Consider the following 26,617-nt stretch of genomic DNA (forward strand, 5'->3'; position numbering starts at 1 on the left):
AGACGATTAAAGCAGACCGATGGGCCAGTGATGGCCAATGACATACAGCACGCCGGCCGAGATCACGCCGGCGACGATATCGTCGACCATAATCCCCATTCCGCCGTGGATATTGCGGTCAAACCAGCGAATCGGCCACGGCTTCCACATATCGAAGATACGGAAAATCACGAAGCCAGCGGCCACCCACTGCCAATCCAGGGTCGGCAACGCCATCAGGGTGATCCACATCCCGACAAACTCATCCCAGACTATACTGCCGTGGTCATGGGTGCCCATATCTTTGGCCGTGCGATGGCACAGATAGACGCCAATACAGATGCTCATCATCACCACCAGCGAGTAGAGCTGCCAGGGGAGAAAGGTCATCAGATACCAGAACGGGATCGCCGCCAGCGACCCCATCGTCCCCGGTACCACCGGGCTTAAGCCGCTGCCAAAGCCAGTCGCCAGCAGATGCCACGGGTTACGCATGCTCAGGCGGCGTAACGCCTCGTCTCGACTACGCAAAGTGATCGTATCCCTTTAAATCAAGCGCGACCGGCTTACCATCGCGGATAAATTGCAGCCCTTCGCTCTCCGGCGCAATCTGTCCGATACAGGTAAAACGCGCGCCAAGATGGCCAAGGGCCACGTCCAGCGCCCCGCGGTTCAGCTCCGGTACGGTAAAGCACAGTTCGTAATCTTCCCCGCCAGCGAGCGCCCAGCGCAGCGCCTGCTCGGGCTCCACCTGGCGCAGTATCGCGTCGGAATACGGCATGGCATCGAGATCGATGCGCGCGCCGCAGCCGCTGGCTTTAAGAATATGGCCCAGATCGGAGATCAGGCCGTCGGAAAGATCGATAGCCGATGTCGCCAGGTCACGCAGCGCCTGGCCCTGCAGCACGCGCGGCATCGGGCGCAGATGACGAGCCAGCAGGTAGTCGGCGTCAGACGGTTCATCCACCGTCAGCCGGTTCTGCAGCACCGCCAGGCCGGCGGCGCTGTCTCCCGGGGTGCCGGTGACATAGATCCAGTCTCCTGGCTTCGCGCCAGCGCGTTTCATGGCGCGCCCTGGCGGCACAAAGCCGTGAATACCCAGCGTCATGGCGAGCGGGCCACGGGTGGTATCACCGCCAATCAGCTGCATATCGTAATAGTCCAGCTGGACAAACAGGCTGTCGCTAAAGGCTTCCAGCCAGGTTTCATCCACCTCTGGCAAAGTCAGCGCCAGCGTGAGCCACGCCGGTTCCGCGCCCATCGCCGCGAGGTCGCTCAGGTTCACCGCCAGCGCTTTATAAGCGAGGTCGGCAGGGTCGATATCGGGTAAGAAGTGATTGCCCGCCACCAGGGTGTCGGTGCTGATTGCCAGCGTTTTTTTCTCGGGGATATTCAGGAGCGCGCAGTCATCGCCGATGCCGGTTTCAACATCAAGGCGGGCGCTTTTAACGCGATCAAAATAACGGGCAATCAGGGAAAATTCGCCGCATGCCATACGTTATGCCTCAGCAAAGAAAAAAATAAGGCCGGGTTCGCGGGATCAGATCCTGCAAAGCCCGGCCTGGCGTTTACTTTTTGCGGGGACGAATTACCGGAGCCGCTTTGTCCAGCACGCCGTTGACGAACTTATGGCTATCTTCAGCGCCGAAGGTTTTCGCCAGTTCGATAGCTTCATTGATGGCCACTTTATACGGTACGTCATCACGTTTGGACAGCTCAAACAGCGCGATACGCAGCACCGCTTTTTCCACCTGGCCCAGCTCTTCCAGCTGACGGGACAGGTAGGGCTTCATCAGGCCGTCGAGGTACGCGCTGTTAGTCGCCACTCCGGACAGCAGTTCACGGAAATACAGAACATCTACATCTTTTACGTCCTGTTCCGCCAGGAACTGGTATTCGACATCAGCGATGTCGTTGTGGGACAACTGCCAGGAGTAGAGCGCCTGGACGGCACACTCACGGGCGCGGCGACGAGCAGCAGGTTTCACGGAATTCCCCTTACAAAAATCAGGCCTTGATGGCTTTCAATACGTTAATCATTTCCAGCGCGGTCAGCGCAGCTTCTGCGCCTTTGTTACCGGCTTTGGTGCCAGCGCGCTCGATGGCTTGTTCAATACTTTCAGTGGTCAGAACACCAAAGGCTACCGGGATTTCGCTGTCCTGAGCGACATGCGCCAGGCCATTGCTGGCACCGCCAGCCACATATTCAAAGTGGGCAGTACCGCCGCGGATCACCGTACCCAGCGCGATCACCGCGTCATATTTACCGGTTTTCGCCAGTGCGCCAGCCGCCAGCGGCAGCTCATACGCGCCTGGAACCCAAACAACGGTGATGTTTTCATCTTTTACCTGACCAATGCGTTTCAGGGCGTCAATCGCACCTTCCAGCAGGCTGTCATTGATAAAGTTGTTGAAACGCGCAATGGTGATGGCGACGCGAGCGTCCGGGGTAGCAACGTTAGCTTCAATAATGTTCATACTCTTCCTTCGGGTTCATGTGCCCCGCAAGGGGGGCGGATTTTATCATATTATTCTGAGCGCTGCTTCCTAATAATCAGGAAAGCCTCACGCAGTGGTTAAATGCAGGCAGACATCCGGGCCAACCTGACGTATCTCATTGAATTTGAAATGGGGTGCCTGGCTCAGTTCTTCAAGCCCCGGCAGCGCGCATAATCCACGCGCCGCATTGCCTAACAGTTTAGGCGCAATATAGACGATAAGCTCGTCGACAAGGCCAGCCTGCAGCAGCGCCCCGGCGAGCGTCGCTCCCGCCTCCACCCAGACGCTGTTCACCTGCTGTTTGCCAAGCAGCATCATCAGCAACACCAGATCGAGATGGCCGTTATATTCCGGCACCAGCAGCGTACGAACGCTTTCCGGCCACTGGCGCTCATCCGCACGCAGGCGAGCAAACAGCGTTTCTCCTGCCTGCTGCACAATGCGGTGCTCAGGCGTGACGCGGTTCTGACTGTCGATGACGACGCGCAGCGGTTGGCGCAAATTCTCTTCGGGATACAGCGCCTGAGTATCCGCGCTCAGCTCCTGCCAGCGCACGGTCAGCGCCGGATCGTCCGCCAGCACGGTGGCGCTGCTGGTGAGGATGGCATGACTTTGGGCGCGCAGACGCTGCACGTCGCGTCGCGCCTGCGGGGAGGTGATCCACTGGCTTTCACCGCTGGCCATCGCCGTGCGGCCGTCCAGCGAGGCGCCCAGCTTCAGCTGCACCCAGGGAAAACCGGTGCGCATCCGCTTCAGGAAGCCCTTATTCAGCGCTTCCGCTTCGTTCATCATCAGCCCGTGGCTGACGTCAATACCGGCCTGCTGCAGACGATACAGACCGCGCCCCGCCACCTGCGGGTTTGGGTCTTGCATCGCAGCGACCACGCGGCTAACGCCGGCGGCGATCAACGCATCGCAGCACGGCGGCGTACGGCCATGGTGGCTGCAGGGCTCAAGGGTGACGTAGGCGGTGGCGCCCTGCGCCTTTTCGCCGGCCATGCGGAGCGCGTGCACTTCAGCATGCGGCTCGCCGGCGCGATAGTGAAAGCCCTCGCCGACGATTTCGCCGTCTTTCACAATGACGCAGCCGACATTAGGGTTAGGATGGGTGGTAAAGCGTCCGCGCGTGGCAAGCTTCAGCGCTCGCGCCATGTACATTTCGTCCTGCATGGCTTAGTCCTGTAAGCGGGCGATCTCTTCGCCGAATTCTTTGATGTCTTCAAAGCTGCGATAGACCGACGCAAAGCGAATATAGGCGACTTTATCCAGCTTTTTCAGCTGCTCCATCACCAGATTGCCAATCATTTTGCTGGCCACTTCGCGCTCGCCGGTGCCGCGCAGATGGGTTTTGATATGGTTGACCGCCATTTCCACGTCATCGGCGCTAACCGGACGTTTCTCCAGCGCTTTCAGCATCCCGCTGCGCAGCTTGTCTTCGTTGAAGGGTTCACGCACATCGTTACTCTTCACCACCCGGGGCATCACCAGCTCCGCCACTTCGAAGGTGGTAAAGCGTTCATTACAGACCAGGCACTGCCGACGGCGACGCACGGAAGAGCCTTCCCCCACCAGACGAGAGTCGATCACTTTGGTATCCACGGCGAAACAGAAAGGGCAATGCATAGCGCGTCCTGACAGGTAGTTAAACTGAAGGGTAGTTTACCGCGAAGTGACCTGACTACAAAGAAAGAGCTTTTGAGACAAAGGATCTATGAGAGAGGCAGGCGGTTTGGCTACCATTAAGCATCCTCTGCAAACGGAATCCTGACCATGACAAGACGTTACCTGAAACTCGCCATCGCGGGCAGCCTGTTTACCCTGACCGCCTGCGCCCAGCAAAGCGAAATCCGCCAGATGCACCAGAGCGTGAGTACCCTGAGCCAGGAGATGACCCAGCTCAATCAGCAAACGATCAAAATCACCCAACAAAACGCGCTGAACGCCAAATCCACCCGCGGCGTCTATCTGCTGCCGGAGGCCAAAACCCCGGCGCGGCTGGAGAGCCAGATCGGCACCCTGCGCATGTCGGTGGGCAGCATTACGCCGGACGGCGACGGGTCACGCCTGACTTTACGCATTCAGGGTGAATCCAACGATCCGCTGCCGGCCTTTACCGCCACCGTCGCCTCCGGGCAGATCACCGGCACCACCCACAGCTATCAGGAAGTCAATGTTCAGGATCAGCTGATTAGCGCCCCGGCCAGCATCCTCGCCCCCAGCGATGTGGATATCCCGTTGCGTCTGAAAGTGACGCCCGACAAAGTCGGTTTTATTCGCGTCCACGATATCCAGCCCGCCGCCGCACAGTAAATCTTCACGCCGGGCCCTGCCCCGCCCGGCCTACCTCCAGCCCCGTCTTTCTTATCCACTTACAACTTTTCACAAGAGTTCATTAGAAATCGTTCTGTATGGCGATTTTCAGTAGCATTTTGTCAAGAAATGCATAGAATCGTGAACGCAATCGATTACGCATGTTCTGGTTATGTGAAACAACACGTATTTTTGTGAGCAATGATTCCTATAATAGACCCCCACAGAAAGACGAAATATTTAGAAACGCTTCGGCACTTCTTTTAACGCCTTCAGGCTCAATTTAAACAGTGGCATTACTATGAAAAAAACATTACTGGCAGCGGGTGCGGTTGTGGCGCTCTCCACTTCTTTTACTGCGGGCGCGGCAGAAAACGATAAACCGCAGTACCTGTCTGACTGGTGGCACCAGAGTGTTAACGTGGTGGGCAGCTACCACACCCGTTTTGGACCGCAGATCCGTAACGATACCTACCTTGAATATGAAGCGTTCGCCAAAAAAGACTGGTTTGATTTCTACGGCTATATCGATGCCCCGGTATTCTTCGGCGGCAACAGCACGGCAAAAGGTATCTGGAACAACGGCTCGCCGCTGTTTATGGAGATCGAACCGCGTTTCTCTATCGATAAGCTGACCAATACCGATCTGAGCTTCGGGCCGTTCAAAGAGTGGTACTTCGCGAACAACTATATCTACGATATGGGCCGTAACGACTCTCAGGAGCAGAGCACCTGGTATATGGGTCTGGGTACCGATATCGATACCGGCCTGCCGATGAGCCTGTCACTGAACGTCTACGCCAAATACCAGTGGCAGAACTACGGCGCGTCCAACGAAAACGAGTGGGACGGCTACCGCTTCAAAGTGAAATACTTCGTGCCGCTGACCGACCTGTGGGGCGGCTCGCTGAGCTACATCGGTTTCACCAACTTCGACTGGGGTTCTGACCTCGGCGATGACAACTTCTACGATCTGAACGGGAAGCACGCGCGCACCAGCAACTCCATCGCCTCCAGCCACATCCTGGCGCTGAACTACGCGCACTGGCACTACTCGGTGGTGGCCCGTTACTTCCATAACGGCGGCCAGTGGGCTGACGATGCCAAGCTGAACTTCGGCGATGGCGATTTCAGCGTCCGCTCGACCGGCTGGGGTGGTTACTTCGTGGTCGGTTACAACTTCTAATTGCTGATACAGCAAGACAGCGCCCGGGCCAGCCGGGCGTTTTTATTTCTCCCACACGTCGCACCGCACTTTGCGCAGAAAATCGCTTAACGAGCGATCGGCACACTCGCTGAATCGACGCTCGGTCGCCCTGACCGCCAGACAACGGTCGAGGCGAAAGTTACGATAATCATTACGCAGCTCGCACCAGGCCACCAGCAGCCAGCGCTCCCCCCAGAAAAACAGCCCCAGCGGCAGCACGTCGCGCTCGGTTACCCGGCCAGACTCATCCTGATAGCGCAACTGCAGCACCTGCTGGCCGGAGACCGCCTGATGAATGACGTCAAAATAGGTTTTGGCATAACGATGGGCACCGAGATCGGGGGCAAACAGGCGGGTCTGCTCCGCCTGGCGCCGGCGCGCCTCCGGCAGGATCGCCAGCATCTTCTCCTGGGCGGATTCCAGCGATTGCGACAGCGCCTCACCGCCCCAGGTTTTCAGCAACCGAATCGCGGCGATCAGCGCTTCGGATTCTTTGGTGGTCAGCATCAGCGGCGGCAGATCGTAGCCCGCCAGCAGGCGATAACCACTCCCCGCCTCGCCCTCCACCGGCACGCCGGAGAGGGAGAGATCGCGAATATCGCGATACACGGTGCGCTCCGACACGCCCAACCGCTCCGCCAGCAGCGCGGCGGTAGTGAGCCGCCTGCCGCGCAGGATCTGCACAATCTGAAATAAACGGTCGGCGCGTCGGGTCATGTCTCACTTCACAAAACGTTTAGGTTAAGCCGGCTGGTGCAGGCCGACGCGGTTGCCCTCGCTGTCAGTAAACAGCGCGATGGTGCCAATATCATTCGGCAGCGTCAGCGGCCCGAAAACACACGCCCCACCCGCCGAGGCAATGCGGTCCAGGGTGGCGGCAAGATGGTCTGTATGCAGGTAAATAATAGCGCCCTGCGCTGAAGGGGCGATACCCTCAAATTTGGCCAACGCGCCGCCAGGGGCCGGATCCTGATGCGGGAACACCGCCAGCTCGGCGCAGTCCATGGTTTCGCGACGCAGCGTCACCTGCATCACCGGCTCATAAAACGCGACGGCGCGATCCATATCGGCGACCGGAATTTCAAACCAGTTAATCACGTTATTCATACTTCCTCCTGCTCGTTAGTGAGTTCAGAAGGAGTGTATGGGAGGGCTCCTGACAGCATACTGTCAGCAGGTTTTATCGCGGACAAAAAAAATCCCGGCCGCCTGGGCCGGGATGGCTTTATCTCAACTGAACCGGATTACGGCAGAATAGACGGCTGGTCCGCCCCTTCTTTTTCGACCTTCTGCTGCAGCAGATGCTCGCGCTTCATACCCAGTTTCAACGCCAGCGCAGAGGCGACGTAGATAGAGGAAGCCGTACCGATGGAGACACCGATCAGCATGGTCAGCGAGAAGCCTTCCAGAATCGGGCCGCCGAACAGGAACAGCATCAGGATCACCATCAGGGTGGTCCCGGAGGTGATCAAGGTACGGTGCAGCGTCTGGGTCAACGACACGTTGAAGATCTCGTACGGCGTACCGCGGCGGATCTTACGGAAGTTTTCACGGATACGGTCCGATACCACAATACTGTCGTTCAGCGAGTAGCCGATAACCGACATCAACGAGGCCACAATGGTCAGGTCGATCTCGATATGGAACAGCGACAGTACGCCCATGGTGATCACCACATCGTGCGCCAGGGCGATAACCACCCCGGCAGCCAGACGCCATTCGAAGCGGAAGCCGACGTAGATCAGGATACAGACCAGCGCGGCAATCAGCGCCAGGGCGCCAGTTTGCGCGAGGTCCGCGCCGACGCTCGGGCCGACAAACTCAATTCGCTTCACCGCCGCATTCTGGCTGGTCGATTCGTTAATCACCGTCACGACCTTGCTGCCCAGTTCCTGGCTGACGTTGGCGTCATGCACCGGCGGCATACGTACCATGATGTCGCGGCTGCTGCCAAAGTTCTGCACCTGCGGCTCTTCAAAGCCCGCTTTCTGCAGGGAGTCGCGCATCTGGTCCAGATCGACCGGCTTCTCAAGGGTAATCTCGATCACCGTACCGCCGGTGAAATCGAGCCCCCAGTTAAAGCCGCGGACGCCGATGATGGCGATCGACACAATCAGCAGAAAACCTGAAATGCCGAAGGCCCAGTAGTCCCAGCGCATAAAGTCCCAGACTTTACGGCCGTGGTTCAATTGTTCAACAGTATATTCCTGTGCCACAACGCACTCCTCAGATAGACAGCTTTTTAACGCGCTTGCCGCCGTACAGCAGGTTCACGATGGCACGGGTGCCGACGATAGCGGTAAACATTGAGGTCGCGATACCGATACCGGTGGTAATCGCAAACCCTTTAATGGCACCGGTACCGACCGCGTACAGGATGATCACTTTGATAAGCGTCGTCACGTTGGCGTCGAAGATCGAGCTGAACGCGCCGCGATAACCTTCGTCAATCGCCTGCTGAACGGTACGCCCGTTGCTCAGCTCTTCTTTGATACGCTCGTTGATCAGAACGTTAGCATCGACCGCCACCGCAAGGGTTAACACGATACCCGCGATGCCCGGCATGGTCAGCGTCGCCCCCGGGATCAGGGACATAATGCCGACAATCAGCACCAGGTTGGCAATCAGCGCCGAGGTCGCAATCAGACCGAACTTCTTATAGAAGAGGATCATGAACAGGATAGAGACCACCAGGCCGGCCAGACAGGCTTCCAGACCCTGCTTGATGTTCTGCATACCAAGGGTTGGGCCGATAGTCCGCTCTTCGACGATCTGAATCGGGGCAATCAGCGCACCGGCACGCAGCAGCAGCGACAGCTGGCGTGCTTCGTTCGGGTTGCTGATACCGGTGATACGGAAGCTGTTACCCAGACGCGACTGGATGTTGGCGATGTTAATCACCTCTTCCTCTTTCGCCAGGATAGCGCGACCGTTAGCGTCTTTCTTACCGCTGTCTTTATACTCCACGAACAGGGTCGCCATCGGCTTACCGATATTGTCCTTGGTGAAGTTAGACATGATATTACCGCCCGCGCTGTCCAGCGAGATGTTGACCTGCGGCTGGTTGTACTCATCCATGCTGGAGGTCGAGTCGGTGATATGGTCACCGGTCAGGATCACTCGCTTGTACAGCACCACCGGCTGGCCTTCACGCGTCTCTTTCACTTCCGAGTCGCCCGGCACGCGGCCAGAGGCAGCGGCGGACTGGTCCACGTTGGTATTGACCAGACGGAACTCGAGGGTCGCGGTTGCGCCAAGGATCTCTTTCGCCCGCGCGGTATCCTGGATACCCGGCAGCTCAACCACGATGCGGTCAGCACCCTGACGCTGAACCAGCGGTTCGGCGACGCCCAGCTGGTTCACACGGTTACGCAGAATGTTAATGTTCTGCTGAACCGCGTACTCACGGGCTTCTTTCAGACGCTCATCGGTCATCACCGCTTTCAGGCTGTTGTCACCCTGAGAGGAAATCACCAGATCGCGATGGCGAGGGCTGAGATAAGAGATAGCCTGGTCGCGCGCCGCGCTGTCGCGGAAGACGATGCTCAGACCATAGTTGTCTTCCTTGCGCACGGTCGCGTAAGGAATGCCTTTGTCACGCAGTTCGCTGCGCAGGCTGTCGATGTTCTGTTCCTGCAGTTTGCCTAACGCGGTGTCCATGTCGACTTCCATCAGGAAGTGCACGCCGCCGCGCAGATCAAGACCCAGCTTCATTGGCTCGGCATAGAGTGCCGCCAGCCAGCGTGGGGTTGCCGGAGCAAGGTTTAGCGCCACGACGTATTTGTCACCCAGCACGGTAAGCAGCGCTTCACGCGCACGCAGCTGGGTATCAGTGGTGTCGAAGCGCGCAAGAATAGCGCCCTCTTCCAGTGCCACAGACTTCGCGGTTATTTTTTCTTCTTGTAAAGTTTTCTGGACCTGGATCAGCGTTTGCTCACTGGCGGCGACGCCGCGCGCGCCAGTGATTTGAACAGCCGGATCCTCACCATACAGGTTGGGAAGCGCATAGATCAGGCCGACGACAATGACGACGACCAGCATGACGTACTTCCACAAAGGATAACGGTTTAACACGGCAGTTCCCTTTGGGAAAAGTTAGATTACAGCGCCTTCATGGTGCCTTTCGGCAGAACGGCAGCAACGAAGTCACGTTTGATAACCACTTCAGTGGTATCGTTCAGCGCGATAGCAATGTAGCCAGTTTCCGCTACTTTGGTCACGCGACCGACCAGACCGCCGTTGGTCAGCACTTCATCACCTTTGGCGATGGAGTTCATCAGGTTCTTGTGTTCCTTGGTGCGCTTCTGCTGTGGACGCAGGATCATGAAGTAAAAAATCAGACCGAACACCACCAGCATCAGAATCAGAGACATCGGGCTGCCCTGCGCCGGTGCACCCGTTGCCGCTACCGCATCAGAAATAAAAAAGCTCATTGAAATTCCCTCATTATTAAAATTAATCAACGTTCAAAGGAGGCACGGTGCGCCCCTGACGTTGGTAAAAATCGGTCACGAAGCTCTCTAATTTACCCTCTTCGATAGCCTTGCGTAAACCAGCCATTAAACGCTGATAGTAGCGCAGGTTATGAATGGTATTGAGACGCGCGCCCAATATTTCGTTGCAACGGTCGAGGTGATGCAAGTAAGCGCGTGAATAATTGCGACATGTATAGCAATCACACTCGGCGTCCAGCGGTGCGGTATCGCTTTTGTGCTTCGCGTTGCGGATTTTCACCACGCCGTCGGTGACGAACAGGTGGCCGTTACGCGCGTTGCGCGTCGGCATGACGCAGTCGAACATATCGATACCGCGACGTACCCCTTCCACCAGATCTTCCGGCTTCCCGACGCCCATCAGGTATCGTGGTTTATCGGCCGGGATCTGCGGGCAGACGTGCTCCAGAATACGGTGCATGTCTTCCTTCGGCTCACCGACCGCCAAACCGCCGACAGCGTAGCCATCAAAGCCAATCTCTACCAGACCTTTCACCGAGATATCACGTAAATCTTCGTAAACGCTGCCCTGAATGATGCCGAACAGCGCATTTTTATTGCCAAGGCTATCGAAACGGTCACGGCTGCGCTTGGCCCAGCGCAGAGACATTTCCATCGAGCGCTTGGCGTAATCCCAGTCTGCCGGGTACGGCGTACATTCGTCGAAGATCATCACGATGTCGGAACCGAGATCGTATTGAATCTCCATCGATTTTTCCGGATCGAGGAAAATAGGATCGCCGTTGATCGGGTTGCGGAAATGGACGCCCTGCTCGGTGATCTTACGGATATCGCCAAGGCTGAACACCTGGAAGCCGCCGGAGTCGGTAAGGATCGGTCCTTTCCACTGCATAAAATCGTGCAGATCGCCATGCAGCTTCATGATCTCCTGACCCGGGCGCAGCCACAGGTGGAAGGTGTTGCCGAGAATAATCTGCGCGCCGGTGGCTTCCACTTCTTCCGGCGTCATCCCTTTGACGGTGCCGTAGGTGCCAACGGGCATAAAGGCCGGTGTTTCCACCACGCCGCGCTCAAACACCAGGCGACCGCGGCGGGCGCGACCGTCGGTGGTATCCAGTTCAAATTTCATGCTTGCTCCTGCGTCAGAAAAACAGTCCGACGTTTTCATACTCGCCACGGAATGATTCCGTGGCTAAAAAATGCGTCATGGCGTCCAAAACGCCGGCGGGCCGGCCTTGTCAGGGACGCTCAGAAATAGCCTGCGGATTGTACGTGATAAACATCGCATCCCCGTAGCTAAAAAAGCGATATTTCTGCTCCACCGCCACCTTATAGGCGTTCATGGTGTGCTGATAACCCGCAAACGCCGACACCAGCATAATCAGTGTGGATTCAGGGAGATGGAAGTTGGTTACCAGCGCATCGATCACCTGGTACTGATAACCCGGGTAGATGAAAATCTGCGTATCGTCGAAGAACGGCGCGATCAGGGCGTCTTTCGCCGCCTGCGCCGCGCTCTCCAGCGAGCGTACCGAGGTGGTGCCTACCGCAATCACGCGGTTGCCGCGCGCTTTCGCCGCCAGCACCGCATCGACCACCTCCTGTGGCACTTCCGCATATTCAGAGTGCATGGTGTGCTCTTCAATGCTGTCGACGCGCACCGGCTGGAAAGTCCCCGCCCCCACGTGCAGGGTGACAAACGCCATCTCAACGCCTTTAGCGCGCAGTTTGTCCAGCAGCGGTTCGTCGAAGTGCAGACCGGCGGTCGGGGCGGCTACCGCGCCCGGCCTGGTGCCGTAGACGGTTTGATAGAGTTCGCGATCAGCGTCTTCGTCCGGGCGGTCAATGTAGGGCGGCAGCGGCATATGGCCGATCCCGTTGAGGATCTCCAGCACCGGACGCTCGTCGTTAAATTCCACTTCAAACAGCGCGCCATGACGCGCCAGCATCGTGGCCTTAATGCTCTCATCATCGCCCAGCAGCAGCTCGGCGCCCGGCTTCGGCGCTTTTGAGGCGCGAATATGGGCCAGGATGCGCTTATCATCCAGCATCCGCTCCACCAGCACTTCAATCTTGCCGCCGCTGGCCTTACGGCCGAACAGACGCGCCGGGATCACCCGGGTGTTGTTAAACACCAGCAGATCGCCGGGATTGAGCTTATCGAGGATGTCGGTGAAGGTGCCATGCGTCAGCGCGCCCGTCGGCCCGTCCAGGGAGAGCAGGCGGCAGCTGCTGCGCTCAGGCATCGGATAGTGGGCGATCAGAGATTCGGGTAGTTCAAAAGCAAAATCGGTAACGCGCATGACGGTAACTCAGACTGAATAAAGAGGCGGGTAGTCTAGTGCCGGGGCGTTCCGCCTGCAACCTTTACCCCTCCGGATGAATGACATAATCTATATTCCAAATCATTCCGAATGCCGCCATGCGGCAACCGAATGCCTTACCGGTGGCAAAGGTGCCGCGCGCAGCCAGGCAGCATGCCATGCGGACACCGAGGCGCCGTTCAGCGCAACATCGGTGATTCCACCTGCCCGCTCGTATTTAAAGGATGTCGTTTTATGAATTTTCTCGCCCACCTGCACCTCGCCCATCTCGCCGACAGTTCGCTGCCCGGCAACCTGATGGCCGATTTTGTGCGCGGCAACCCGCAGGGCGACTATCCGGCGGAGATCATCGACGGCATCTATATGCATCGCCGGATTGACGTGATGACTGACAACCTGGCGGAAGTCAAAGAGGCGCGGGAGTGGTTTCGCCCGCAAACCCGTCGCGTCGCCCCCATCACCCTCGATGTCATGTGGGATCATTTCCTGTCGCAGCACTGGGCGCAGCTCTCCCCTGACCTGCCGCTGGACGAGTTCGTGCGCTACGCCGAGCAGCAGATCGTCCCCATCCTGCCTGACTCGCCGCCACGCTTCGTCAATCTGAATCAGTACCTGTGGTCGGAGCGCTGGCTGGAGCGCTATCAGGAGATGGATTTTATTCAGCGCGTGCTTAACGGCATGGCCAGCCGCCGTCCGCGTCTCGACGCCCTACGCGATTCCTGGCAGGATCTGGATACCCACTACGACCAGCTGGAGGGGCAGTTCTGGCGCTTTTATCCGCAAATGATGCGCCTGGCAGAAAACAAACAGCTGTAATAGCCACGTGATTGATAGGTAAAAGCTGGCTGAACGATTGTCAGCGCCTCTTTGTGTTATTAGCGGCCAGGCTCTATACTTGCCCGCGTTGCGTTCCAAATAACCTTAGTAATTACAGGAGAATCAAATGGTTCTGGTCACTCGTCAAGCGCCGGATTTTACTGCAGCCGCTGTGCTGGGTAATGGTGAGATCGTTGAGAAATTCAATTTCAAACAGCACACCAACGGTAAACCTACCGTTCTGTTCTTCTGGCCGATGGACTTCACCTTCGTGTGCCCGTCTGAGCTGATCGCGTTCGACAAACGTTACGAAGAATTCCAGAAACGCGGCGTGGAAGTGGTTGGCGTTTCCTTCGACTCCGAGTTCGTTCACAACGCATGGCGTAACACCCCGGTAGACCAGGGCGGTATAGGCCCGGTTAAATACGCGATGGTTGCTGACATCAAACGTGAAATCCAGAAAGCTTACGGTATCGAGCATCCGGACGAAGGCGTAGCGCTGCGCGGCTCTTTCCTGATCGACGCTAACGGCGTGGTACGCCACCAGGTGGTTAACGACCTGCCGCTGGGCCGTAACATCGACGAAATGCTGCGTATGGTTGACGCGCTGCAGTTCCACGAAGAGCACGGCGAAGTCTGCCCGGCGCAGTGGGAAAAAGGAAAAGAAGGTATGGCTGCTTCTCCGGAAGGCGTAGCAAAATACCTGACCGAAAACGTCTCCAGCCTGTAATCGGCAGGCGTTTTAATAAAAGGCTCGCTCAGGCGGGCCTTTTTTGTTAGCGGTGTCAAAATTTAAGAAAATGACCCGCCGATATTTGTGACCAGAGATACACTTCTGCCAAAAAAATTCGCCCTACCTCTCACTTTTTCTCTGTCAAATTTCAGCATCAAAATACAAAGCCTTCATAACCCACTGAAAAATACATAAATTATTTATATCGTTTTCTGCCGGTACTTTGCCGTCGATGTGATCCCCATCAATATTTAAAACCCCGGATGTGATCTCATCCATCATTTTCATCAATGTATTTAGTCATGATTTTACTCAGGAACAGGAATACGTTCAGGAGCTGAGGATGGAAATTATTTTTGACCCGTCGTTAATCGCCCTTAAGCAGAATATTTCCCGTGCGGAAGAGGCCATCGAACTGGCGGGTTTATTACTCGCCAGGCGTCAGATTTGCAGCGCCGAATATGTCAACGAGATGCTGACGGTATATGAAGATTTCGGCGCCGCTATCGTCATAGACGACGGGATTGCCATGCCGCACGCCCGGCCGGAAAAAGGGGCATTGCAGACCGGATTTTCGCTTGTCACCACCGCCACCCCAATCTCCTTCGGCCACGATGAGTTCGATCCGGTTACCGTGATCATCGCTATCGCCGGCGCGGACGCTGACAGTCATATCAAAATGATCCAACTGATAGCCTCGCTGATCGAGTCAGATATTGTGACCTTCCTTCAGCAGGAAAATGACGTGAATTCAGTCTTACATTTCATCCAAAAACAAATGGAGTAGTCATTATGTTAGTTATCAGAACGGTTTGTGGTAACGGTATTGGCAGTTCATTGATGGCTGCGAATAATGTCAAAAAGATCTGTGAAGAATTAGGTATCAAAGCGGACGTCGCCTCGGTCGATTTTGCTAACGCCGTCGGCGAAAAAGCCGATCTTTACATCACGATCAAAGAACTGGCAAATCAATTTCCAACCCACTGTCATGTCGCCATCATTCGCAGCTACGTCCATAAAGCGAAAATCGCCGAGGATATTACCGACGCGCTGACCAAAATTGCGGCGAATCACTCTTAATTAACATAGAGGGAACGACCATGCAGGCTATTCTTAGTTTCTTAGCGGAAATATTCAGTCAACCTGCTTTTTTAATGGGGCTGATTGCTTTTGTCGGTTTAGTGGCGCTGCGCTCCCCCGGTAACAAACTCCTTACCGGCACATTAAAACCGATTCTAGGCTATTTAATGTTGAGCGCTGGCGCAGGCGTTATCGTTGCCAATCTCAACCCGCTGGGCGGTATTATCGAGGCCGGGTTTAATATCCGCGGCGTTATTCCAAACAATGAAGCCATTGTCTCCGTCGCCCAGAAGATGCTGGGCGTGGAAACCATGAGTATTTTGCTGTTAGGCTTTATTTTCAACCTGATTATCGCCCGCTGTACCAAGTATAAATATATCTTTCTGACCGGCCATCACTCGTTCTTCCTCGCCTGCCTGTTTTCCGCTGTCCTGCAGGCGGCGGAGTTCCATGGCTGGATGTTGATCCTGATCGGCGGATTCCTGCTGGGGTCATGGTCGGCCATCTCCCCCGCGATTGGTCAGCGTTACACCAAGCAGGTCACGGAAGACGGTGGGATCGCCATGGGTCATTTCGGCTCCCTCGGCTACTACCTCTCGGCATGGATCGCCAGCCGGACCGGCAATCCGGCAAATTCCTTCGCGGATACCGAAATTTCAGAAAAGTGGGGCTTTCTGCGCGATACCACCGTCACCACCGGTATCGTGATGTTTGTTATCTACTTTATCTGCAGCGCTGTCGCCGGGTCGGCATACCTGAGCACCATCACCGACCAAAACATGCTGATCTTCTCGGTGCTGACCGGCCTGCAGTTCGCCGTTGGCGTGGCCATTGTGTACAACGGTGTGCGGCTGATCCTCGGCGATCTGGTGCCGGCATTCCAGGGCATCAGCCAGAAGCTGATCCCGGACTCCATCCCGGCCGTTGACTGCGCGGTATTCTTCACCTTTAGCCCCACCGCCGTGGTGGTGGGATTCATCAGTTCCTTCGTGGGCGGGCTGGTCGGGATGCTCTTGCTCGGCGGGCTGGGCATGGCGCTGATTATTCCCGGCATGGTGCCGCACTTCTTCTGCGGCGGCACGTCCGGCGTCTTCGCCGACAAGCTGGGCGGCAAGCGCGGATGTATCATCGCCTCCTTTATCGGGGGGATCTTCCTCGCCTTCCTGCCGGCGATGCTGCTGCCGGCGCTCGGCAACCTCGGGTTTGAAAACAGCACCTTCGCCGATTTCGACTTCGCGGTATGGGGCATCATTATCGGTAACGCCTTCACCCAGTTTGGCCAGGTCACTATCTACCTGATTTGTCTGGTGCTGCTCGTCGCGCTGCTGGCGCCTTTCTGTTTCCGTCACGTACGGGTGGTTGGCGATACGCTCAGCTATGAGGAGCTCACGGCGAAGCAGAAAAATGAATAAGCGACGTCATTTTTCCCGGCGGGGAGGTCAGGCTTCCCGCCGCTGACCAATAATCAGGAGTGGTTATGGCTATTTTGTCCATTGGATTTGCTTGTTTCGATCAGTTTTTCTTTCTCAATGAATGGCCTCAGGAGAATACCAAAAACTTTTGTCATGATTTTATAGAAAGCGGCGGCGGCCCAGCGGCCAATGCGGCATGGCTGCTGGGATTATGGGGTGAGGAAGTCTATTACATTGGTCATCTGCATCAGGACCTTTACGGTCAGCGCATTATCGATGAGTTTGCCGAAGCGGGCGTGGATACCAGCCAGGTGGTTTTTTCCGATGACATGATCACTCCGCTGGCCTCGGTGCTGGTCAATCGCTTAACGGGTTCGCGGACGATTATTACCCGCAAGATGCAAACGCCACCTTCCCTGACCTACGATCAAAAGCTCAAACTGGACGACCTCGCCGAGCGGCTGATTGCCAGCGAGGAGCCGGTCACCATTTTAATTGACGGCCATGAGGCAGAAATCAGTGAATATTTAATCAAGAAACTGCCCCACGCCAAAGTCGTGATGGACGGGGGTTCACTGCGTGCCAGCAATATTAAACTGGCGGCCTGGACTGACTATTTTGTCGTAAGCGAACATTTTGCCCGCGATTATATGAGCTATCGTTCACTGAGCACCGAAGCAGACATTAAAGCGGCCCTGATTGAACTGAATAAAATTTGCCGCGGCGAGGCGTTTATCACCCTTGGCGAAAAAGGCTGCGCCTTCTTAAAGAGCGGTATGCTGCAGATCGTCCCGTCCTGGCTGTGCAATGCCGTTGATACCACCGGCGCCGGGGATGTTTTTCACGGTGCCTTTACCTATGGCGTTCATTATTCGTGGCATATAGATAATATTATTTTATTTGCCAGCCTGACCGCCGCTATTTCTATTGAGAAAAAAGGGGTACGGGAATCGATGCCGGATCTGGCGCTCGTCCACCACTCGCTAAATAGCTACGAGAGAAATTTAAAGCAATATTTTGAAGAATAACTGCGTTTAATAAATATCAAGAGGTGAATATGTTAGTGTCGATGAAGGACATGCTTCAGCATGCCCTAAAGAACGGTTACGCCGTCGGTCAGTTCAACATTAATAATCTGGAATGGGTCGGCGCCGTATTAAGCACCGCCCAGCAGTGCCGCTCACCGGTTATTCTGGGCGTGTCCGGCGGCACGGTTAAGCATATGCTCGGGCTAAAATGTATTCATGATATTGTGGTTAATGCCATAGATTATTTACATATTGATATTCCGGTGGCTCTGCATCTGGATCACGGCACTACCCAGGAGGCCTGCGAAGCCGCGATCGCTGCCGGCTTCAGTTCCATTATGTTTGATGGTTCACATCTGCCGTTCAGGGAAAACCTGACCATCACCCGCCACCTGGTGGCGCTGGCGCACAGCAAGGGCATCTCCGTGGAAGCCGAACTGGGGACCATCGCCGGCAGTGAAGATGGTATCGTTAACTCCGAGGTCATTTACGCCGATCCTGAAGAGTGCTACACCCTGGTGACAGAAACGCATGTGGATTGCCTCGCCGCCGCGCTGGGTTCCACCCATGGTCTGTATAAAGGTAAAGCCCGGCTGGGATTTACTGAGATGGAAGCCATTGCCGAGCGCGTGAAGGTCCCGCTGGTGCTGCATGGCGGCACCGGTATTGCCGATGAGGATATGCGCCGGGCGATTGCCTGCGGCACCGCCAAGATTAACGTCAATACCGAAAACATGTACGCCTGGTGCCAGCAGGTGAAAGCGATCTTTGCCGCCGATACCGGGCACGATGTGAACGATCCGCGGAAAGTCATCACCCAGGGACTGCAGCCGGTACGTGAGATGATTGCCCGCCGCATGGCGCTTTTTGGCTCACAGCAGCGCTATTGACGCCGGGCCTGCGGCTGAAACCTCCGCCCCGAAGCTGCCGGGGCGGAGGCGTCAAGGTATCAGAAGGCAAAGCAGGAGCAGCCCAGCACGCCCCAGAAAGCTTGCTCATCGGAGACCGGAATCGACGACCTGCGCGCAATATCATGTTGGTGGCCGTGAACGCCGCAGCTGCCACAGCACTGGTGCATCTGCACCATGGCGCCGATTTTAGCCGCCGCCGACGGAGCGGAACGGTAATGGCCCGGGACCTTCACCACCGGTGACCACTCCGGTAGCACCGGAATGGGCGGCGGCGCCAGCGGCGAAAAGTGACCGGCAGCGTACACCACTTTGCCATCAACCACCGTTAGCACGGACTCAATGCCTTTGATCTCCTCCTCCGCGACGCCGAAGTAGTCTTTCGACAGCACCACCAGATCGGCAAGCTGACCGGCGGCCAGACGGCCTTTCTTGCCCTGCTCGCTGGAGAACCAGGCGCTGCCCGCCGTCCACAGCTCCAGCGCGACATCGCGCGGCAGGCGGTTGTCGTCGTCATACATCGCCATCCCGCCAACGGTGCGCCCGGAGACCAGCCAGTACAGCGCAGTCCACGGGTTATAGCTGGCGACGCGGGTGGCATCGGTGCCCAGCCCCACCGGCACGTCCAGTTCCAGCATTTTCGCTACCGGCGGGGTATGTTTCACCGCCTCTTTACCGTAGCGATCGACAAAATATTCGCCCTGGAAGGCCATCCGGTGCTGCACCGCAATACCGCCCCCCAGCGCCTTCACCCGCTCAATGTTACGCTCGGTAATGGTCTCGGCATGATCGAAGAACCAGTGCAGACCATTAAACGGGATATCGCGGTTCACCTTCTCAAACACGTCCAGCATCCGGCTGATGGACTCGTCGTAGGTGGCATGCAGGCGGAACGGCCAGCGATGCTCCACCAGATGGCGCACCACCCGCTCCAGCTCATCCTCCATGCCTTGCGGCAGATCCGGCCGCGGCTGCAGGAAATCTTCAAAATCCGCCGCCGAGAACACCAGCATCTCGCCGGCGCCGTTGGCGCGATAGAAGTCGGTCCCCTGCCCCGGCTTCAGCATATCGGTCCAGCGTTCGAAATCCTCCAGCTCCTGCTTCGGCCGCTGGGTAAACAGGTTGTAGGCGATGCGCACGGTCATCTGATCTTTCGCGTGCAGCTGTTCGATAATTTCGTAATCTTCCGGATAGTTCTGGAAGCCGCCCCCGGCGTCGATGGCGCTGGTCAGCCCCAGTCGGTTCAGCTCGCGCATAAACTGACGGGTAGAGTTCACCTGCAGATCCAGCGGCAGCTTCGGCCCTTTGGCCAGCGTAGCGTAAAGGATCATGGCGTTCGGTTTGGCGATCAGCATCCCGGTCGGGTTGCCGCGGCTATCGCGGACGATCTCTCCGCCCACCGGATCCGGCGTCTCTTTGGTATACCCCACGGCTTTCAGCGCCGCGCGGTTCAGCAGCGCGCGATCGTAGAGATGCAGCACAAACACCGGCGTATCGGGCGCCGCGTCGTTCAGCTCTTCCAGGGTCGGCATCCGCCGCTCAGCGAACTGAAATTCGCTCCAGCCGCCGACCACCCGCACCCACTGCGGAGACGGTGTGCGATCCGCCTGATCCTTAAGCATTCGCAGGGCATCGGCCAGCGAGGGAACGCCCTCCCAGCGGAGCTCAAGGTTGTAGTTCAACCCGCCGCGGATCAGGTGCAGGTGAGAATCGTTGAGGCCCGGGATCACCGTATGCCCTTTGAGATCGACGATTTGCGTCCCCTCGGCGGCAAAGCTCATGATCCGATCGTGGCTTCCGGTAGCAACAATTTTTCCGTCGGCGATGGCCACGGCTTCCGCCAGGGGATTCGCGCGATCGAGGGTATGAATCTGACCGTGGGTCAGAATCAGTGTGGCAGTTTGCGACATAACGCACTCCTTGAGGAGGCTGACTCAGTTTTTCTTTAACCAGCCAGCAAACAGGCGGGTCACGATGGGCATCCAGAACCAGACCACCAGCGCAACCACGCAGGCATCATTGATCAGGTGCAGCAGCAGGCTCCCTTTGAGCGACGGCAACAGCATACCGGTGACCGCAGGCACCAGGTTGGTGCTGGGAAAAATCACCAGCAGGGTGATCAGAAACTGTTTCCAGCGCCGCGGCTGGCGCACGTTCGCCGTCGGCGGGGTAAACCAGAAGGCCGGCTCGGTCCGCACCTCCGTCCGATCGCCTTCCGTCAGCAGCGGTGCAATCTCTGCCACCAGCTGCCGACGGGTTTCCGACTGCGTCCAGGCGTAGAGGTGCTCCAGGGTATCGAAGCGGATTATGACGCTCCACAGATTCTGCCCTGCGGCGGGCCGGATCACATTCGCGCCGAGATGGCCGGGAAACTCGGCCGCAATGGGCATAATTTTACCGAGCCACTCCTCGTAGCGCTGGCCGTGTTGCGGATCGAGCAGATGGCTGATGACTAGGGTCACCGATTTTTGCTGCGCCATAGAGAGTTCCTTGCTTCAGGGGAATGGCGGGATTGTTCCCGCCATTAGCCACAGATGACCATACACAACATCATTCATGCTACGTCGAGGCGGCAAGCCGGCACGTCCCCCTGAGCGGAGATAAGTCAGCGACCGGGGACGGGTAAACGCAGCCGAAGATCAGGCAGCCTGAAGGATGAAGTGATTTACGCTTTACGCTCCGGCGCGCCATGCACCATGGTATAAGCGTAATCCACGCCCATCCCGTAGGCGCCGCTGTGTTCGCGTACGAGGTCCATCACCGCATCGTAGGTCGCTTTGCGCGACCAGTCGCGCTGGTACTCCAGCAGCACCTGTTGCCAGGTCACCGGCACCGCCCCCGCCTGCACCATCCGATCAATAGACCGCTCATGGGCGTCGACAGAGGTGCCGCCGGAGGTATCCGTCACCACATAGACCTCGTAGCCCGCCTCCAGCGCCATCAACGCCGGGAAGGTCAGGCAGACTTCGGTCCACAGGGCGGAAATCACCAGCTTTTTACGGCCGGTCGCTTTCACCGCCGCCACAAACGCGTCGTCTTCCCAGGAGTTCATTGAGGTACGTTCAATCGGCTTGACGTCAGGATGCACGGCCAATAATTCCGGCCAGATATAACCGCTGAAGCTTTTGGTCTCTACGGAGGTATAAATCACCGGCACATTAAAAATTTTGCCCGCTTTCGCCAGCGCCACGGTGTTATTTTTCAGGGTCTGGCGATCGATATTCGCCACGCCAAATGACATCTGCGGCTGGTGGTCAATAAAGATAAGTGCGGAATTAGTGGGATCGAGCAGTTCACGAATAGACATTAAATACCTTCTTAATCAATTAGTTAAAAAGATGACATGATGGTTAATGCGTCGTGTGGATCCTGACTGATAAAGCATGGTGAGTATAGCCAGTTATTTCTAACAAGTTATTAAAGTTTTTTTGTGGTTTATTTTTTGCCCGTAGCAAGGATTTGCTCGCATCCGCATTAATCAAATTTTTACGCCAAACTGTTCTGATTTATTCACTGGCATTGATTATTGTGCTTAGGTACAACAAGGGAAAATAAATTAATGGATAGCTCCCCCATGCGTGTGAATTTTGATGTACTCATGATCCTTGATGCCCTGGACAGACACGGGTCCTTCGCCACCGCCGCGGAGTCGCTGTATAAAACCCCCGCCGCCCTGAGCTATATGATCCAGAAGCTGGAGAGCGATCTGGATATTGTGCTGTTGGATCGCTCTGGCCACCGGGCGAAGTTTACCGATACCGGTAGGCTGATGCTGGAGAAGGGACGGCAGCTGTTGAGCGCCGCCAGAGATCTGGAAAAGCAGGCGCAGCAGCTGAGCGCGGGCTGGGAGCGAGAGCTGGCGATCGCTCTCGATGCTTCGTTTCCCTTTTCTGCCCTGCTACCGCTGATCGCCGAATTTTATGCGCAAAACCCGCAGACGCGGCTGAACTTCAGTCATCACACCCTCGCCGGTTCGTGGGAAGAGCTGACCCACCATGGCGCGGATATTATCCTCGGCGCCATCAATGAACCCCCGACCTCTGCAGAGTGGTCATGGCAAACCCTCGGCGCACTGGATAATATTTTCGTGGTTGCCCCCGCCCACCCGCTGGCTCAGGCGAAGGAGCCACTGACCAATAAACAGCTCAGCCAACATCGGGCCATCGTGATCCGCGACAGCGCCCGTTATTGCCATCCGCTAAACAGCAATCTCCTCGACGAGCAGCCGCAAATCGGCGTCGATGATTTCGCCAGTAAAGTCGAACTGCTGTGCGCCGGGTTGGGCTGCGGCTTTCTGCCGCGCCATATCGCTCGCCCATGGCTGGAAAAAGGCAGTCTGGTGGAGAAAAGCGTCGCCTGCTGGCGGGAAAAAGATATCACCTACATGGCCTGGCGCAGCGGGAATGACGGGCTGGCTCAGCGCTGGTGGCGGGAGGCGCTCCTCCGCGGCGACCTGCTGAGCCAGCTCTACCGTTAACGGCCGGACCAGACGCTGGCGGAGATGGCCGGGAGGGTCAGCACCCCGTCCTGAAAGGCGCCGGCGCCTTCCAGCAGCGTCCACCCGGCCACGTTCAGCAGCGGCGAATCCTCGATAACCACCTCGCAGGCTTCCCCGCGGTTAATCGCCACCAGCACGCGCTGCTGTTTGTAGACCCGGACAAACACCACCACGTTATCCTCGGCGTAAATCACCTGACAGCCGCCGTAGCGCAGCGCCTGCTGGGCCTTACGCAGTTTCGCCATCCGCTGATACAGCGCCAGCAACTGGGTATCCTGCAGCGCCGGATCCCACGGGAACGGTTTGCGGCAGAACGGATCGTTGTTGCCATCCACGCCCACCTCGTCGCCGTAGTAGATGCACGGTACGCCCGGCCAGCTAAACAGCCACACCACCGCCAGCGGCAGGCGCGCTACGTCTTTACCAAGGAGAGATTTAAAGCGCGCCGTATCATGGCTGTCGAGCTGGTTGAACATCCTCAGCTGCTGCTGATGCGACAGCCCGGCGCGATAATTATCCATCCACGCCATGCAGGTCTGGGCGTCTATCTTCTGCGGATCGTAAGAGATATCGGTATTGGCGAGGAATCCCCAGATCGGGAAGGTAAAGCCGCGATAGTTCATCGCCGCATCTTCGGCATCCGCCTGCAGCCATTGTCGCGCATCGCCAAAATGTTCGCCAAAGACAAAGGCTTCCGGCTGCGTTTGTTTTGCCGCCTGAGTGATGCCGGCGATATGCTGCAGGTTATTCCGCGCCCCGCCGCCTTCGCCCAGCATATGCACCACGTCCAGACGCCAGCCGTCCATGCTCCACGGCGCTTTCAGCCAGTGGCGTACGATACTGTCCTCGCCGGCATAGATCTCGTTGACCAGGCTGGTCGAGCGATAGTCGAGCTTCGGCAGACTGGCATAGCCCAGCCAGTTGTGCGCCTGCCCCTCCTCTGAGAAGGTAAACCAGTCGCGCCACGGAGAATCCGGGTAATGGCCGGCGCCGCCGCTGCCCTGCTGGTGTCGGTCGAACCAGGGATGGGAATCGCCGGTATGGTTGAACACCCCGTCGAGGATCATACGCATCCCCGCCCGCTGCGTATTATGGCGCAGCCGGAGCAGCGCCGCGTCGCCGCCAAACTGCGGATCGACGCGCCGATAATCCTCGGTATCGTATTTATGCACGCTGGGGGCGGCGAAAACCGGGTTCAGATAGAGGGCGGTGACGCCGAGTTGCTTCAGGTAGGGAAGTTTTTCGCTGATGCCGTCGAGATCGCCGCCGTAGAACGTCGACCCGCCCGCCTCACCGGTTAGCGGTTCGTCCCATGCCTTGCGCACAATCTCCCGTCCCGCCGCGTGATGGTAATAGACCGCATCCTGGTCGGCGTCACGCGCGGCGCTGCGGGCAAAGCGATCGGGGAAAATCTGATAGAACACCTGATCGGCCACCCACTGCGGGCCGGCGTCCGGCAGGTCAATGGCAAACTGTTCCAGCCTGGCCGGCGGGAAACGGGTGAAACCTTGTGGCGTAAACCAGCGCTGATGGTCGGCCCACAGCAGCTTAAAGCTGTAGCGGCGGCGCGGCTGGCCGCTGGCGAGAGAGATTTCACCGCGCCATGCCACCACGCCTGGCTGCGGCGCCTGACGGAGCCGCTGCATCGGCAGCGACAGCTCTTCGTTATCCTCTTCCGCGCGCAGCGTGATCCGCTGCGGCAGCGACTCACCGCTTAACCACAGGGTAATAAACAGTCGGTCCTGTTGCACCTTGATAAAGGGTGCAACCGGAAGGTGCCATGCCTTCAACATCGTGAATCCTCATTGTGCAGAATGGGCACACCTTGCCATAGCCGTCAGGCGCAGAACTCATCATCACAGGATTTTTTGGGGGAGGATAACGGGGGAGGACGCGGGACTGCAAGCCGCCCCGGTCGCGTGATGCTGACCGGGGCGGTGCATTTACTGTGCCTGCGCCAGGCGGCGATCGCGACGGGTCTTAAAGACCCAGCCCAGCAGCAGCAGGCCGATCCACGCCATACCGACATACAGCGAGATACGGGTATCCGGATGATAGCCGATCAGGGCGATAATAAAGGCCAGGAACACCAGGCCGACTACCGTGGTCACCACTCCGCCGGGCACTTTGAATTTCAGCGCCTTGACCTCTTCGGGCGACAGACGGCGGCGGAAGGCAATCTGTGACAACAGGATCATAATCCACACCCACACCGTGGCGAAGGTGGCCAGGGAGGCGATCACCAGGAAGACGTTTTCCGGCATGATGTAATTGAGATACACCGCAAACAACAGCGCAATAGTCATCACTATCACCGTCACCCACGGAATACCGCGGCGCGACGTTTTAGCGAACACCTTCGGCGCGCTGCCCTGCTCAGCCATACCGTGCAGCATACGGCCCACGCCGAACACGTCGGAGTTAATCGCCGACAGGGAGGCTGTCAGGACCACGAAGTTAAGAATACTGGCCGCGAAGGTAATGCCCAGATGCTGGAAGGTCAGGACAAAGGGGCTGCCGTCGGTTCCCACCTGATTCCACGGATAGATGGACATAATGACGAACAGTGTGCCGACGTAGAACACCAGAATACGCATCGGCACCGAGTTGATCGCGCGCGGAATGGATTTCTCCGGGTCTTTCGCCTCACCGGCGGTAATACCGATGATTTCGATGCCGCCGTAGGCGAACATCACCATCTGCAGCGACATCACCATCCCCAGCCAGCCGTTGCTGAAGAAGCCGCCGTTGCTCCACAGGTTATGAATGCCGGTCGGCTGGCCGCCGTTGCCGATCCCCCAGATAATAATGCCGAACCCGGCGAGGATCATGATGATAATGGTGGCCACTTTGAAGAACGAGAACCAGAACTCCAGCTCACCAAACACCTTGACGCTCATCAGGTTGACGGCGCAGATGATCAGTACCACGCTGAGCACCCAGATCCAGTGCGGCACCGTCGGGAACCAGACGCCCATGTAGATACCGAAGGCGGTGACGTCGGCGATGGCGACGATCAGGATTTCGAAGCAGTAGGTCCAGCCGGTGATATAGCCCGCCAGTCCGCCGAGGTTTTCCTGGGCATAGCGGGAAAATGAGCTGGCGGCAGGGTTATGCACCGACATCTCACCGAGCGCCCGCATAATGATATATGCCGCGACGCCACCGATAATGTAGGCCAACAGCACGCTGGGTCCGGCCATCTTAATGGCGTCGGCTGAGCCGTAAAAAAGCCCGGTGCCGATGGCGGAACCCAGGGCCATAAAGCGGATATGCCGGGTGCTTAGCCCGCGCTTAAGCTTGTTACTACTTTCCATCGTGGTTTTTCAATGCCGTTTAACACAAAAAATAAAAAACCACGGAACCCGA

General features: G+C 57.2%; 30 protein-coding genes. 10 read left to right on the forward strand and 20 right to left on the reverse strand.

All coding sequences use genetic code 11. The annotated features are described in order from the left end of the window. Nucleotides 1-6: 6 nt before the first annotated feature. The 6 genes from pgpA to nrdR all read right to left on the reverse strand — a co-directional run bounded on the left by pgpA (nucleotide 7) and on the right by nrdR (nucleotide 4,101). Nucleotides 7-474 carry a phosphatidylglycerophosphatase A gene (gene pgpA, locus SP68_RS20105; RefSeq protein ID WP_004204830.1) on the reverse strand — a complete coding sequence of 156 codons (468 nt, stop codon included), beginning with the start codon at nucleotides 472-474 and terminating at the stop codon, nucleotides 7-9. 28 nt (nucleotides 475-502) lie between these two features. Continuing rightward, nucleotides 503-1,474 (reverse strand): thiamine-phosphate kinase, encoded by a 972-nt coding sequence (gene thiL, locus SP68_RS20110; RefSeq protein WP_012542699.1) that lies wholly within the window; start codon nucleotides 1,472-1,474, stop codon nucleotides 503-505. A 73-nt stretch (nucleotides 1,475-1,547) separates the two neighbouring features. Continuing rightward, entirely contained in the window at nucleotides 1,548-1,967 is a 420-nt protein-coding gene (gene nusB / locus SP68_RS20115) for a transcription antitermination factor NusB (protein WP_008805376.1), read from the reverse strand. A gap of 19 nt (nucleotides 1,968-1,986) precedes the next feature. Next, nucleotides 1,987-2,457 carry a 6,7-dimethyl-8-ribityllumazine synthase gene (gene ribH, locus SP68_RS20120; protein ID WP_001021161.1) on the reverse strand — a complete coding sequence of 157 codons (471 nt, stop codon included), beginning with the start codon at nucleotides 2,455-2,457 and terminating at the stop codon, nucleotides 1,987-1,989. Between the two features lie 87 nt (nucleotides 2,458-2,544). After that, nucleotides 2,545-3,648, reverse strand: a complete 1,104-nt coding sequence (gene ribD / locus SP68_RS20125) for a bifunctional diaminohydroxyphosphoribosylaminopyrimidine deaminase/5-amino-6-(5-phosphoribosylamino)uracil reductase RibD (protein ID WP_012542700.1) — start codon at nucleotides 3,646-3,648, stop codon at nucleotides 2,545-2,547. Between the two features lie 3 nt (nucleotides 3,649-3,651). Further along, nucleotides 3,652-4,101, reverse strand: a complete 450-nt coding sequence (gene nrdR / locus SP68_RS20130; protein WP_002890417.1) for a transcriptional regulator NrdR — start codon at nucleotides 4,099-4,101, stop codon at nucleotides 3,652-3,654. A gap of 147 nt (nucleotides 4,102-4,248) precedes the next feature. Here nrdR and SP68_RS20135 point away from each other — a divergent pair, with 147 nt between their 5' ends. Both SP68_RS20135 and SP68_RS20140 read left to right on the forward strand, forming a co-directional pair. Further along, entirely contained in the window at nucleotides 4,249-4,788 is a 540-nt protein-coding gene (locus tag SP68_RS20135) for a SadB/YajI family lipoprotein (RefSeq protein WP_040973217.1), read from the forward strand. Nucleotides 4,789-5,089: 301 nt separating this feature from the next. Further along, on the forward strand, nucleotides 5,090-5,974 hold the full coding sequence (locus tag SP68_RS20140; RefSeq protein ID WP_004204836.1) for a nucleoside-specific channel-forming protein Tsx: 885 nt from the start codon (nucleotides 5,090-5,092) through the stop codon (nucleotides 5,972-5,974). Between the two features lie 42 nt (nucleotides 5,975-6,016). Here the strand turns inward: SP68_RS20140 and SP68_RS20145 are convergent, their stop codons facing one another. The 8 genes from SP68_RS20145 to SP68_RS28570 form a co-directional block, all read right to left on the reverse strand. After that, on the reverse strand, nucleotides 6,017-6,712 hold the full coding sequence (locus SP68_RS20145; protein WP_008805373.1) for a helix-turn-helix transcriptional regulator: 696 nt from the start codon (nucleotides 6,710-6,712) through the stop codon (nucleotides 6,017-6,019). A 24-nt stretch (nucleotides 6,713-6,736) separates the two neighbouring features. After that, entirely contained in the window at nucleotides 6,737-7,102 is a 366-nt protein-coding gene (locus SP68_RS20150; protein ID WP_012968837.1) for a VOC family protein, read from the reverse strand. Between the two features lie 137 nt (nucleotides 7,103-7,239). Then, a complete protein-coding gene (gene secF / locus SP68_RS20155; protein ID WP_008805371.1) occupies nucleotides 7,240-8,211 on the reverse strand; it encodes a protein translocase subunit SecF in 972 nt (323 codons plus the stop codon). Nucleotides 8,212-8,221: 10 nt separating this feature from the next. Next, nucleotides 8,222-10,069, reverse strand: a complete 1,848-nt coding sequence (secD, locus tag SP68_RS20160) for a protein translocase subunit SecD (protein WP_008805370.1) — start codon at nucleotides 10,067-10,069, stop codon at nucleotides 8,222-8,224. A gap of 26 nt (nucleotides 10,070-10,095) precedes the next feature. Beyond that, nucleotides 10,096-10,428: a preprotein translocase subunit YajC gene (yajC, locus tag SP68_RS20165; RefSeq protein WP_002890398.1), complete on the reverse strand. Its 333-nt coding sequence runs from the start codon at nucleotides 10,426-10,428 to the stop codon at nucleotides 10,096-10,098. A 22-nt stretch (nucleotides 10,429-10,450) separates the two neighbouring features. Next, nucleotides 10,451-11,578 carry a tRNA guanosine(34) transglycosylase Tgt gene (tgt, locus tag SP68_RS20170; RefSeq protein WP_002890395.1) on the reverse strand — a complete coding sequence of 376 codons (1,128 nt, stop codon included), beginning with the start codon at nucleotides 11,576-11,578 and terminating at the stop codon, nucleotides 10,451-10,453. A 109-nt stretch (nucleotides 11,579-11,687) separates the two neighbouring features. Further along, entirely contained in the window at nucleotides 11,688-12,752 is a 1,065-nt protein-coding gene (gene queA, locus SP68_RS20175; RefSeq protein ID WP_002890390.1) for a tRNA preQ1(34) S-adenosylmethionine ribosyltransferase-isomerase QueA, read from the reverse strand. Nucleotides 12,753-12,816: 64 nt separating this feature from the next. Continuing rightward, the gene (locus tag SP68_RS28570; protein WP_004218831.1) at nucleotides 12,817-12,933 is read right to left on the reverse strand and encodes a hypothetical protein; all 117 of its coding nucleotides are present in this window, start codon (nucleotides 12,931-12,933) and stop codon (nucleotides 12,817-12,819) included. A gap of 74 nt (nucleotides 12,934-13,007) precedes the next feature. Between SP68_RS28570 and acpH the strand changes: the two genes are divergently transcribed. Together acpH and SP68_RS20185 are read left to right on the forward strand one after the other, a co-directional pair. After that, nucleotides 13,008-13,589, forward strand: a complete 582-nt coding sequence (gene acpH / locus SP68_RS20180; RefSeq protein WP_008805369.1) for an ACP phosphodiesterase — start codon at nucleotides 13,008-13,010, stop codon at nucleotides 13,587-13,589. 127 nt (nucleotides 13,590-13,716) lie between these two features. Next, the gene (locus SP68_RS20185; RefSeq protein ID WP_004178733.1) at nucleotides 13,717-14,319 is read left to right on the forward strand and encodes a peroxiredoxin; all 603 of its coding nucleotides are present in this window, start codon (nucleotides 13,717-13,719) and stop codon (nucleotides 14,317-14,319) included. 144 nt (nucleotides 14,320-14,463) lie between these two features. Here the strand turns inward: SP68_RS20185 and SP68_RS28575 are convergent, their stop codons facing one another. Continuing rightward, on the reverse strand, nucleotides 14,464-14,610 hold the full coding sequence (locus SP68_RS28575) for a hypothetical protein (RefSeq protein WP_012542702.1): 147 nt from the start codon (nucleotides 14,608-14,610) through the stop codon (nucleotides 14,464-14,466). Between the two features lie 55 nt (nucleotides 14,611-14,665). Between SP68_RS28575 and SP68_RS20190 the strand changes: the two genes are divergently transcribed. The 5 genes from SP68_RS20190 to fba all read left to right on the forward strand — a co-directional run bounded on the left by SP68_RS20190 (nucleotide 14,666) and on the right by fba (nucleotide 18,732). Further along, nucleotides 14,666-15,109, forward strand: coding sequence for a PTS sugar transporter subunit IIA (locus SP68_RS20190; protein ID WP_008805368.1), 444 nt, complete (start codon nucleotides 14,666-14,668; stop codon nucleotides 15,107-15,109). Between the two features lie 5 nt (nucleotides 15,110-15,114). After that, nucleotides 15,115-15,402: a PTS sugar transporter subunit IIB gene (locus tag SP68_RS20195; protein ID WP_012542704.1), complete on the forward strand. Its 288-nt coding sequence runs from the start codon at nucleotides 15,115-15,117 to the stop codon at nucleotides 15,400-15,402. Between the two features lie 20 nt (nucleotides 15,403-15,422). Continuing rightward, nucleotides 15,423-16,814, forward strand: coding sequence for a PTS ascorbate transporter subunit IIC (locus SP68_RS20200; RefSeq protein ID WP_012968840.1), 1,392 nt, complete (start codon nucleotides 15,423-15,425; stop codon nucleotides 16,812-16,814). A gap of 65 nt (nucleotides 16,815-16,879) precedes the next feature. After that, a complete protein-coding gene (locus SP68_RS20205) occupies nucleotides 16,880-17,842 on the forward strand; it encodes a carbohydrate kinase family protein (RefSeq protein WP_040973216.1) in 963 nt (320 codons plus the stop codon). A 35-nt stretch (nucleotides 17,843-17,877) separates the two neighbouring features. After that, nucleotides 17,878-18,732 (forward strand): class II fructose-1,6-bisphosphate aldolase, encoded by an 855-nt coding sequence (gene fba / locus SP68_RS20210; protein ID WP_162500005.1) that lies wholly within the window; start codon nucleotides 17,878-17,880, stop codon nucleotides 18,730-18,732. Nucleotides 18,733-18,791: 59 nt separating this feature from the next. Here the strand turns inward: fba and SP68_RS20215 are convergent, their stop codons facing one another. From SP68_RS20215 to SP68_RS20225, 3 genes are all read right to left on the reverse strand, one after another. Next, on the reverse strand, nucleotides 18,792-20,660 hold the full coding sequence (locus SP68_RS20215) for an amidohydrolase (RefSeq protein WP_040973214.1): 1,869 nt from the start codon (nucleotides 20,658-20,660) through the stop codon (nucleotides 18,792-18,794). A gap of 24 nt (nucleotides 20,661-20,684) precedes the next feature. Further along, a complete protein-coding gene (locus SP68_RS20220) occupies nucleotides 20,685-21,230 on the reverse strand; it encodes an antibiotic biosynthesis monooxygenase (RefSeq protein ID WP_008805362.1) in 546 nt (181 codons plus the stop codon). A gap of 185 nt (nucleotides 21,231-21,415) precedes the next feature. After that, a complete protein-coding gene (locus SP68_RS20225; RefSeq protein WP_002890357.1) occupies nucleotides 21,416-22,057 on the reverse strand; it encodes a hydrolase in 642 nt (213 codons plus the stop codon). Nucleotides 22,058-22,324: 267 nt separating this feature from the next. Here SP68_RS20225 and SP68_RS20230 point away from each other — a divergent pair, with 267 nt between their 5' ends. After that, complete coding sequence (locus SP68_RS20230; protein WP_012968843.1) at nucleotides 22,325-23,227, forward strand: LysR substrate-binding domain-containing protein; 903 nt, start codon at nucleotides 22,325-22,327, stop codon at nucleotides 23,225-23,227. Here the strand turns inward: SP68_RS20230 and malZ are convergent. Both malZ and proY read right to left on the reverse strand, forming a co-directional pair. Next, entirely contained in the window at nucleotides 23,224-25,041 is a 1,818-nt protein-coding gene (gene malZ / locus SP68_RS20235; protein WP_008805359.1) for a maltodextrin glucosidase, read from the reverse strand. The genes SP68_RS20230 and malZ overlap by 4 nt on opposite strands. Nucleotides 25,042-25,191: 150 nt before the next feature. Further along, nucleotides 25,192-26,565: a proline-specific permease ProY gene (proY, locus tag SP68_RS20240; protein WP_023297118.1), complete on the reverse strand. Its 1,374-nt coding sequence runs from the start codon at nucleotides 26,563-26,565 to the stop codon at nucleotides 25,192-25,194. Nucleotides 26,566-26,617 lie beyond the last annotated feature (52 nt).

Origin of the sequence: Klebsiella variicola (genome assembly GCF_000828055.2) — a bacterium.
GTDB lineage: Bacteria > Pseudomonadota > Gammaproteobacteria > Enterobacterales > Enterobacteriaceae > Klebsiella > Klebsiella variicola.